This window comes from Pedobacter sp. MC2016-24, from assembly GCF_015223055.1.
Lineage (GTDB): Bacteria > Bacteroidota > Bacteroidia > Sphingobacteriales > Sphingobacteriaceae > Pedobacter.
Window position 1 is genome coordinate 32,877 of the sequence record NZ_JADFBX010000026.1, and the last position, 8,552, is coordinate 41,428.

Genomic DNA, 8,552 nt, shown 5'->3' on the forward strand with positions numbered 1-8,552 from the left:
CCAAGAATGCTATGGGAGCCGTAATATATGCAGAGATAAGCTATACAGTAAATGCTTGACTACATTTGGAACGATGATGAAAATAAATATATGGATGTTCAAAAACTTGGTAAAGTTACTGAAGATATTGACGTCGCTAATATGACTTCTCAAATCATCTATTTTCACTTAATTAACTATTGTTATGCAGAATGATATAGATTTGTTTTTTAACGAGTACTTCAGTGGCGATTTAAAAGCAGTCCGATCGATCAAATGTAAATGGATAAAGTTCTTATTGAAATAGTTTTTTAATAATCATTAACGTAAAAAATAGCAGCATCTGCAACGGAAAACGACGTGTTGGCGTAAAGTTTTTGTTGGGACAGTTATAAGAAAGTACCTTACGGCAAGATTATAAAATTATGATTAACTCTTTAAGCGCAGCAAAGGATACTACGTTACTTAGTCTTTGTTTGACCCCAAGCATTTTTAACTTAAACGGATGTAAAAAAACGGAGAACATTGACTCCGCCAAAAGCGCCCGACTTAAATGATGATGAAGACCTTAAAATAGGCCAATACAAAAGTCTGGAATGGTTAGCTTGTTTATTACCGTATGGCACCGAAGCCAGCAAAATCGGTATCGCTGCTATTCTCAACCTAAAATAAAAATATAATTCATCCGATTATTGACAATGCCATATCTTTTAAATACGCTTGGCTTGTTTACAAAGAGTTTCACATCAGTAGTAATTCACGAAACGAACTTGGGATTTAAATATACAATCCCATAAATGGTTATGGGAATTCGACATTACCACATGCTAGACAGTCGTGTAAAAATGGTGATGAACTTAATTCTTAATTAGATTACTCTAATTGGTTGTGCTGGATATATTATGATTTTCTAAGAAAAAATATAATGAATATTAAAAATATTAAAAAGTTATTATTGCCGTTAATTTCTATTGTGGTTTTGTCTTTTACATTAAATTCCTGTAATAAAAAAGATCAAGAAGATCCTGAAGAATCAATGCAGCAATTGTCAAATGAGGATATATTTTTTAAGTGGGGACAATCTCGTAATGGACGTTGGCTACCATATGTATTGAAGAAAATTAACAAGGAGTATCCTAATCTTAAAAAAGGGGAGATGTTAGGTGTATTGAATAGTTACCTAAGGCCAATTAATGAGGCAAATGAATTTTATGCCAATAGTGCAGCCAAAGGTGAATTAAGTACAGCAGATAAAATCCAATTGGCTTTGGATGTATATTATAAAAAAGAATATCATAATATCAACAACAGTCTCAAGGAAATCAAAACCATGGATGCGATTTATGAACAATATAAGGAGCTACAAATCAGGAATAAAATAAGAAAAACTAGTGCTGTCAGAAAATTAAGTTTTACGGATCTTGATGGAGTAACAATTTTTGCATGCTCTATTACTGAGGAATTGAAAATATTTGTATATAATACCTTTGGCCCTAACGCATTTAGAGATGGTGTGATATCGTGGAATCCTGATCCAAGAGTATCTCCTGTATGCGCTGGTTTTTTAATGCAGATGAGGGATGCGGTTATAGAATTTGCACAAAATAGTAGAGTAGGAAGTCCATCGGAGGGACTCTGTAGAATGTGGGTAGATGAAATTGAGAGGAGCTGGCATGATTATGGGGCATGCCAAACCCTGTTTCCAGACACTCCTATAGAATCTCCTGAGGATCCCTATCCTCCTGAAGGGGGAGAAGGAAGTATCTCTTTACCGGATCTGGATGTCTCTGGATTGGACAATTATCCTAAATTCAAGGCGTTAGTAGTTGACCTGCCAAATTTTCTAAAAAAATATCCGAATATATTAAAGGCTTTGAGCTATACTACAGGTTTTACAGAGGCAAAAATTACTGAGCTTATGCAACCAGGAAAAGGTCCGAAAGTTGTTGTAGTTCAGAATCTGAAAGATAGTAAAGGACGCGATGTTTTAGGGCATTTTGATGAGCAAACAAAAACACTTCAAATTGATGACGGATATGTGAATGGCATTGATATTGTTCAATCACCGATCAGATATCAGGCTATAGGATTGATACTAACTGTTACAACGCTTCATGAGTTTGTACATTTTGGCCGGGATGTCAATATGTTGGCCAATAAAATTGAAGTTGGAAGCCACAAATATGAAGCAGGATGGTATTTTGAAGGCGCAATTGCTCCTGATGGTGTAGGACAATTAGGACCGGACACTGCTGTGGAATGGTTAAACTACTATACAGTTAAAAGTAAATAGAGGATGATAAGAAAATTTATGGTGGTGTCTTGTGCTTTGGCAATAACCCTTATTGCATGCCACAATAGTGACACCAAATATTTATCGGGTAAAGACAGTGCTGATATTTTGAGAACGGTACTGGACAATAAGGATTTCAAAAGGGAACTGGAAACTAAAGATGATACTGTATATATTTTAAAGACTGAAAAGTATAATAAAAGCTGGCCCTCAGCTACTGAAGCGTTTAATATCGAATATCTCGAAGACTCGAAGGATAACAGAATGGTTAATAAAGGGCCTGGTATGCCTTATGATAAAAGGGTAAGGTTAAGTATTCCCTCTTTTGATAAAAAAACTGATACAGTCTTCGTGTCTGTTTTTGACGAGGGATACGAAATGTCTTTTTACTTTAAACTTATTCGGAAGCATAACATCTGGCAGGTTGTGGATCAGAGGCATGGGATGAATTAATTTACATAATCCTTTTGCAACAAACGGTATAGCTAATTAGTAAGATGACATGGGCATTTATGTGGGGTTAAATAGGAGAGAACGACTTGATTACGATATCCGTTCAAACTCAAAATCCTTACCAATGAAATAGCTTTCTCCAAAGAAAAGTAATTTCAAGTCTTTTTCCTCGGCTGGGTAGTCTCCCATGTAATTGGCCTGAACGTCATGTTTTTCCAGACATTTTTTATATTGTTCAAGCATCTTTTTTGGTCCCCTGGCAAATAAACCAAATCCAGATTCACAAAGTTTAAATACGCCATCTGGACCATTGATGTAAGTTTCAAGCATACCATCATTAAATGGACGGTTGTGTAACTTGTACAAATCTTTGTACAAATGATAAGGATTTTTAGATTTTCCCTTGAAATAGAGTTCAGTATGAATGTCGGTGTAATCCCATAGTAATTCATGGTCCGAAAACAACTGCAGTGTATGTGTGTAGGTTAAAACTATTCGTTCTGCTATATTGCCCGTGATTTTGATGATCCATTGTTGATCATTTTTGTCATCAGATAAACGAAGCTTAAAACAAACTTTAAGATCTTTTCCTGATGTTTGGATGCTATCGATAAACAGGCCTCCATTCTCTTCGAAATCTAAGCTGCTAAATGTCTTTTCCAGTTCGCCTGGCAAGCTGTTGTTGAGTTGTCTCATTCATCTATATAATTTACAATTCTGTATCGGGTTAAAAAAACATCAGCTACAACACATTATAATCATTAAAAAAGCTTCTTTTTCCCGTTATCTGGCTTTCGTTGGATTAATGCCTAAATCAAGTACCTCTATAACCTCACACATTGCTACACGTCTTGGGCCTTCCATAAAATAGCCAATTAAACCTACTTTGATGTTATCAATATGGGAAGTTCGCCATTCTGGATCCAGCACCCACATTAGTGCTATTCCAGAAGCATGAACGGATATTTCATTATCCAATATTATTTCCCCATGCTCATTTATAAACTCTGGCCAAATCATGAAGATTTGATTGGTCTGATTATGCTCAGGATGGGAATACCAAAAATCTGAACGGTAACCCTGGTAAGGCATTGTTTGCCTGCCGCCTTCTTCAGCAGTATAAAATCTATATTTGACTTTAAAATCAGCATCATGTTGTAAATGATCTTTATAGGGTTTATGCGCCATTTTGTTTTCATGTTCTATTATTTAATAGAGTTATTTCCCCCTCAACTCCATATTCAACCGATACTGTTCTTCAACCGGAACAGCTTTTCTAGAGTTCTTATTGATATTCTTGCCTTCTTTAGTCCAAAGAGCGGGTACGAAATTAAACACCTGATTGCCATCAATCTTTTTCACATCCGCTTGCCAGCTGTCCCATCTCAGGCCTTTATAAAAAACATTCAGGTCATTGTTAAAGCAAAAGTCTAGAAACTGCGAATAGGTGATGTCCAAGGCTTCATACTCCAAACCATCCGGCGAAAAATAATATATGTTGCCTAGATCCTTGCCTAAGCCACCACCATTTAACATAAAAAAGCCGCCAACAACGTCATCTGCTATCAATAGAAAACCAGCACTGCCTGCAGTTTTGTTCCAATCTGATAAAGACCGGTCAAGTTTTTTGCTACCCGAGCCCAGAATCCTAATCCAGCCTCCATCTACTAAGATGCCGCCAGAGCTATATATAATGGCACCCATTGGTGAACGTGTGGTAACCTGAGTGGCTATCAATGTCTTTTTAGCCCTTTCAGCATCAGCTGGAAGAACTTCTATTTTGTTTTTAGCTGTTTTGATCCATTCTGATACCAAGGGCCAGCCTGGGTCATCTGTATTAACGAGTTCCTCAAATGATTTCATATTGGATTGACATAGTGCTGTTGAGTAGTAGGATATCGTAAAAATGAAAAATAAGAAAACGTACTTATTCATGGAGTGGTTTTTGATTATTTCAAATATTTGTATCAATTTCGCTCTGGATCATAGATCTTCAATACTATAGGCGGTTTTAGCCGTCTAAAATTATACAATTTTCCATGGTGAATAAACATCTTTATTGAATCTGCAGTCAATAGAAGCGTATCTCTACGCTGTTCGTAATGTCCATCCATAAAAGACCATGACGATCCAGGATGAAAGCTATAGGACATGTTAAAATTATTGGACTTATTTGATTTACTTACTCTGAAGGTTGTATCCTGCAAATCAAACACCCAGATGTCATAAGCAGCATTTGCTTGCTTAGTCATCTCTGAAGTAAACAACCAACTGGTTATGACAGATGCAACAATACAATTGATAAAAAACATGCCGCTGTAAGCTCTTTTAGCAAAGAATAGCACAGCGCCAATGATAATATTAAGAATGAAAACGAAAGGTACAAGTATATAGAGGTACATTGCCGCTCCATTAAGATCTTCATTTTTGACCCAGATCCATATCAATACCAGATCTAGCAGTGCAAGAATTACAGTTCCTTTAAGGGTTTTGGAGATCGAAAATTTCATATTGGGTTAATTATGCCGTTAGTGACATAAATTAAATACCAGCCACCACACAATATAATCATTAAAAAAGCGTCTTTATATTTGAAAGCGTTAATTTAGATAAGCGGTGAGTGGTCGGAAGATCGTTCACCGCTTCTTTTTTCTGCAACAATAGCGTTCTAAATATAAGGGAAGCGCTGAATCTAATATGTGATTGCCAGATTTACGATAGATAAATTAACTTTATTCTTTTTATAAGTTCTATTGGGTAACTTCTCCACGATTTCCAGATCGTAAAATTTGTAGATAATAATTTCAAAAATCCCCTTCTATAGGTATTGTTTGTGATGGTGTGTTGTTTGTAACTTGCTATCTATAAGTGAATTCATCTAAATTAGCTCATCAAAATGAAAAAAGTATCAATTGCAATTATGCTTGTGTTTTCTCTTGGACAAGCCTTTGCCCAGGATCAGAACCCTAACCTCAGCTCAGGAGCTGTAGTTGACTCATTAAAAAAACGAATTTCAAACCTGGAAGAATCCCTCTCTGTATCCATTAAGGAGTCTGTTGTGGGTGAAAAAAACAAGACAATTGCAAAATACAAGGAAGGATTGCTGTCTATTAGGAGTGGCTTGGAAAAAGGTGCAGAAATAGAAATGATCGTTCCTTACACCTCAAATTTATTGGCATTAAAAGATCTAAGTGAAACTCTGGCGTTGATTAATAATCCTACAGCTAAAAGTGTAGGCACAGCTTTTACTGACATGGTTGTTCAATCTGCTACCGAAAATCTGTTACCTAAATATACTAATCCAGTAGAAAACACTACAGCAAAAAGCAAATTCTCATCCGTCTTAAATGCCATTTTTAACGGTCCGATAATCCAATCACTCATTAATAGTAATCCTATATCAAGTACAATTAATGCGGCTATTCAGCAAGCTGGTTTCTTTCAAAAACGAGAAACAACGGCCAGTTTAAGTAAGCAGCAACTAAACAGTATTAATAGTCATACATCTGCCTCTATAGCTGTTAATTTGGGTAATCCCGATGGTCCAGCCTTTGGAGATGTCGAAATAAATAAATTTAATGCCTCGCTTCAGGATCGAGTGAATTTTTATTCAGAGTTAAATGATTATGGTGTTAAACAGAGCCTTGAAACTCAAAGGCTTTATACAGAGCTTGGGACTATTAAGAAGACATTGAAAGCTAGTAAGACTGAATTGTGTAAGGTGTTAAGTATTTCGCCTAACGACGTTTCCATAGCCCTTGATGCAAAGTATAACCCAGATGGTTTGGACATAGATAGAATGAAAGGTTATTTAAATAGTCAGGAGTTTAATCGTGCGATAGTTTTATCCAACTATGCCAAAGACCAGCTGCCTGATGTAAAGGATTTTAACAATGCAGTTATCGATGCATTAATAGAGTATATCAACGGTTATATCACAATTTTAAACAAGCACGCAGGTATAGCAAATGCTAAACTTGACAAAGCCTTGGTTGCACATCAAGTAGCTAAATTAGAAAAGATTAAAAGTAATCTGAAAAAGTTGTGATTGGTAATGGAATTTGAGTCATGAAGATATTTCTTAGCAGTAGCTGAGGTATCCAGAAATACTCTTTTTAGGGTATTTTTATAATCTTCATTTTATATTATTTTTGAGATATGTTCTGCTCTTAGAACATTGAAAATTACGCTTTTAATTAACGATCCAAATGAAAAAAATCTTCTCTCTGCTCATTATTCTTGGTTTTGGAGCTAAGCTCCAGGCACAAACTGTTAAGCCGTTATCTTTAACTGAATATCTCAAAGATGGAACACGACTAAATGCTGTTTTTAAGGTGGAATCTGCAAAGGATATTTTGACAATTTCTGGTTATGAAGGAAAGGACACTGTTTCTACTTCAAAACAGGTAGTTTTAGCCAGGGGAGAAGTTCTCGGAATTAATTCTTTTAAATTTTTGCCACCTACGGTTTCCATTTTAACAATTCCGGTGAAAGTTAGAAATAAAACAGGGAGTCTGCCTTCAAATGCTACATCGGGCTTAACTAATATTGGTCTTAATTTTACTTTTCCTGAATATACAATAGACCGCTATTTTTCAAGCGGGAATAAGTCAACGCATAAATTTGCAGCAGGAATACATTTTGCTCCCTCCGTAGAAGAATTGTCTCCAGAGAATACAAATAATCAGGTGCTTGTTAAATCCAAGCAGTTGTTTCTAAGTTCTGGTATTACTTTAACTTATACTTATAATAATATATCCCTGGCACTCGTACCGCTGGGATTTGATTTTGCGACTACCAGCCTCGGAAAACAGTTTGTTTATAATAAAAAGAGCTGGTGGGGATTTGGGATTGGGATTGAGCCTAAGTTGTTTTTTCCTACTGCTAATAAATAGTAGTAAGTTGATATATTCTGCTGCTACTGCTAAAACGAATCAAAAAGATCTTGCCTTAGGAAAATATATATGAGTAGCCATAAGAGTCGTTAATTATTGTTAATGGTCTAATGTCGTACTTATTATTTTAAAATAACAATTTAAAACTATGATGGTAAGCATTATAGCATTCAAATTGAAGAAGAATGTAGTTGTAGAGTATTCATCTGACTGATTATAAGCAAGCGTTAGTTTCATAACACAATAGAAAGCAATCGGTAATTTTCTTTGGAAAATAAACTCCCTCATATTTTCTATCTTAGTCTGAATATTAGCCAGGAAACGAAAGCAGCCGCCAATTTTGCAGAGAAGACCCTTAAAAAGTTAAAGCAGGTAACTAATGGATATAAATATTAAGAATACATTTAAAGTAACGGGTAGAAATTTTTTTGTAATCATAACAGATGCAGATTACAATGATCTGATAAATATAAAATATGTTTTTGACATGCAGAGAAAGTTTTCTTTTCCTGTTTATTCAGTAGAATGGGTGAATCTCTTAAATTCAAGTATGCCAGGTATTATTTTAAAATATGAAAAGGACGAAGATTTAATATTATTAGAAAAAATGGCTGAGAATTATGTGATAGATGTTATGCCTTGGAAACAATCCTCAAATATTTAAAGTTCAACCAGACTGTCATTGTTCAACTACTAAGTGGAGCAAACTTCCTGTTTTCTCGGGGGATTCGTCCGAAGTTAGAATCTTATATAAGCCAAAGGTATTAGGCCCGACGACTCAAAGATTTTATTTATATACAAGTGCACAAAAAGACCCCGAAGTCCTAGCTTTTAGAGCAGTTGTTGTTAATACTTTAAAATAATTTTTTTAGGGAATATTGGATTATGAGAATCATAATAAGAAAAATATTTTTTCTTATTAGTTATTTGAG

General features: G+C 35.2%; 10 protein-coding genes. 6 read left to right on the forward strand and 4 right to left on the reverse strand.

Translation table 11 applies throughout. From position 1 onward, the window contains the following. Window positions 1-904 precede the first annotated feature (904 nt). Window positions 905-2,272: a hypothetical protein gene (locus IM797_RS27820; protein WP_194130503.1), complete on the forward strand. Its 1,368-nt coding sequence runs from the start codon at window positions 905-907 to the stop codon at window positions 2,270-2,272. A gap of 3 nt (window positions 2,273-2,275) precedes the next feature. Further along, complete coding sequence (locus IM797_RS27825; protein ID WP_194130504.1) at window positions 2,276-2,725, forward strand: hypothetical protein; 450 nt, start codon at window positions 2,276-2,278, stop codon at window positions 2,723-2,725. A 90-nt stretch (window positions 2,726-2,815) separates the two neighbouring features. On the opposite strand, the gene IM797_RS27830 is transcribed toward IM797_RS27825, so the two are convergent. The 4 genes from IM797_RS27830 to IM797_RS27845 all read right to left on the reverse strand — a co-directional run bounded on the left by IM797_RS27830 (window position 2,816) and on the right by IM797_RS27845 (window position 5,235). Beyond that, the gene (locus IM797_RS27830; RefSeq protein ID WP_194130505.1) at window positions 2,816-3,421 is read right to left on the reverse strand and encodes a hypothetical protein; all 606 of its coding nucleotides are present in this window, start codon (window positions 3,419-3,421) and stop codon (window positions 2,816-2,818) included. A gap of 87 nt (window positions 3,422-3,508) precedes the next feature. Continuing rightward, window positions 3,509-3,913, reverse strand: coding sequence for a hypothetical protein (locus tag IM797_RS27835; RefSeq protein ID WP_194130506.1), 405 nt, complete (start codon window positions 3,911-3,913; stop codon window positions 3,509-3,511). 30 nt (window positions 3,914-3,943) lie between these two features. Continuing rightward, a complete protein-coding gene (locus IM797_RS27840) occupies window positions 3,944-4,660 on the reverse strand; it encodes a DUF2625 domain-containing protein (RefSeq protein WP_228099174.1) in 717 nt (238 codons plus the stop codon). A gap of 32 nt (window positions 4,661-4,692) precedes the next feature. Further along, window positions 4,693-5,235: a hypothetical protein gene (locus IM797_RS27845; RefSeq protein ID WP_194130507.1), complete on the reverse strand. Its 543-nt coding sequence runs from the start codon at window positions 5,233-5,235 to the stop codon at window positions 4,693-4,695. A 386-nt stretch (window positions 5,236-5,621) separates the two neighbouring features. Between IM797_RS27845 and IM797_RS27850 the strand changes: the two genes are divergently transcribed. The 4 genes from IM797_RS27850 (at window position 5,622) to IM797_RS28810 (ending at window position 8,483) form a co-directional block, all read left to right on the forward strand. Next, window positions 5,622-6,773: a hypothetical protein gene (locus IM797_RS27850; RefSeq protein WP_194130508.1), complete on the forward strand. Its 1,152-nt coding sequence runs from the start codon at window positions 5,622-5,624 to the stop codon at window positions 6,771-6,773. 160 nt (window positions 6,774-6,933) lie between these two features. Then, window positions 6,934-7,620, forward strand: a complete 687-nt coding sequence (locus IM797_RS27855) for a hypothetical protein (protein WP_194130509.1) — start codon at window positions 6,934-6,936, stop codon at window positions 7,618-7,620. Between the two features lie 379 nt (window positions 7,621-7,999). Beyond that, complete coding sequence (locus IM797_RS27860) at window positions 8,000-8,284, forward strand: hypothetical protein (RefSeq protein WP_194130510.1); 285 nt, start codon at window positions 8,000-8,002, stop codon at window positions 8,282-8,284. Then, a complete protein-coding gene (locus IM797_RS28810) occupies window positions 8,250-8,483 on the forward strand; it encodes a DUF1573 domain-containing protein (protein ID WP_194130511.1) in 234 nt (77 codons plus the stop codon). The genes IM797_RS27860 and IM797_RS28810 overlap by 35 nt, the downstream gene beginning before the upstream one ends. Window positions 8,484-8,552: the final 69 nt, after the last annotated feature.

Bases quoted from the DNA above. Each gene is read 5' to 3' on its own strand.
- IM797_RS27820 (WP_194130503.1), top strand. From the start codon at position 905: ATGAATATTAAAAATATTAAAAAGTTATTATTGCCGTTAATTTCTATT.
- IM797_RS27825 (WP_194130504.1), top strand. From the start codon at position 2,276: ATGATAAGAAAATTTATGGTGGTGTCTTGTGCTTTGGCAATAACCCTT.
- IM797_RS27830 (WP_194130505.1), bottom strand. From the start codon at position 3,421: ATGAGACAACTCAACAACAGCTTGCCAGGCGAACTGGAAAAGACATTT.
- IM797_RS27835 (WP_194130506.1), bottom strand. From the start codon at position 3,913: ATGGCGCATAAACCCTATAAAGATCATTTACAACATGATGCTGATTTT.
- IM797_RS27840 (WP_228099174.1), bottom strand. From the start codon at position 4,660: ATGAATAAGTACGTTTTCTTATTTTTCATTTTTACGATATCCTACTAC.
- IM797_RS27845 (WP_194130507.1), bottom strand. From the start codon at position 5,235: ATGAAATTTTCGATCTCCAAAACCCTTAAAGGAACTGTAATTCTTGCA.
- IM797_RS27850 (WP_194130508.1), top strand. From the start codon at position 5,622: ATGAAAAAAGTATCAATTGCAATTATGCTTGTGTTTTCTCTTGGACAA.
- IM797_RS27855 (WP_194130509.1), top strand. From the start codon at position 6,934: ATGAAAAAAATCTTCTCTCTGCTCATTATTCTTGGTTTTGGAGCTAAG.
- IM797_RS27860 (WP_194130510.1), top strand. From the start codon at position 8,000: ATGGATATAAATATTAAGAATACATTTAAAGTAACGGGTAGAAATTTT.
- IM797_RS28810 (WP_194130511.1), top strand. From the start codon at position 8,250: ATGTTATGCCTTGGAAACAATCCTCAAATATTTAAAGTTCAACCAGAC.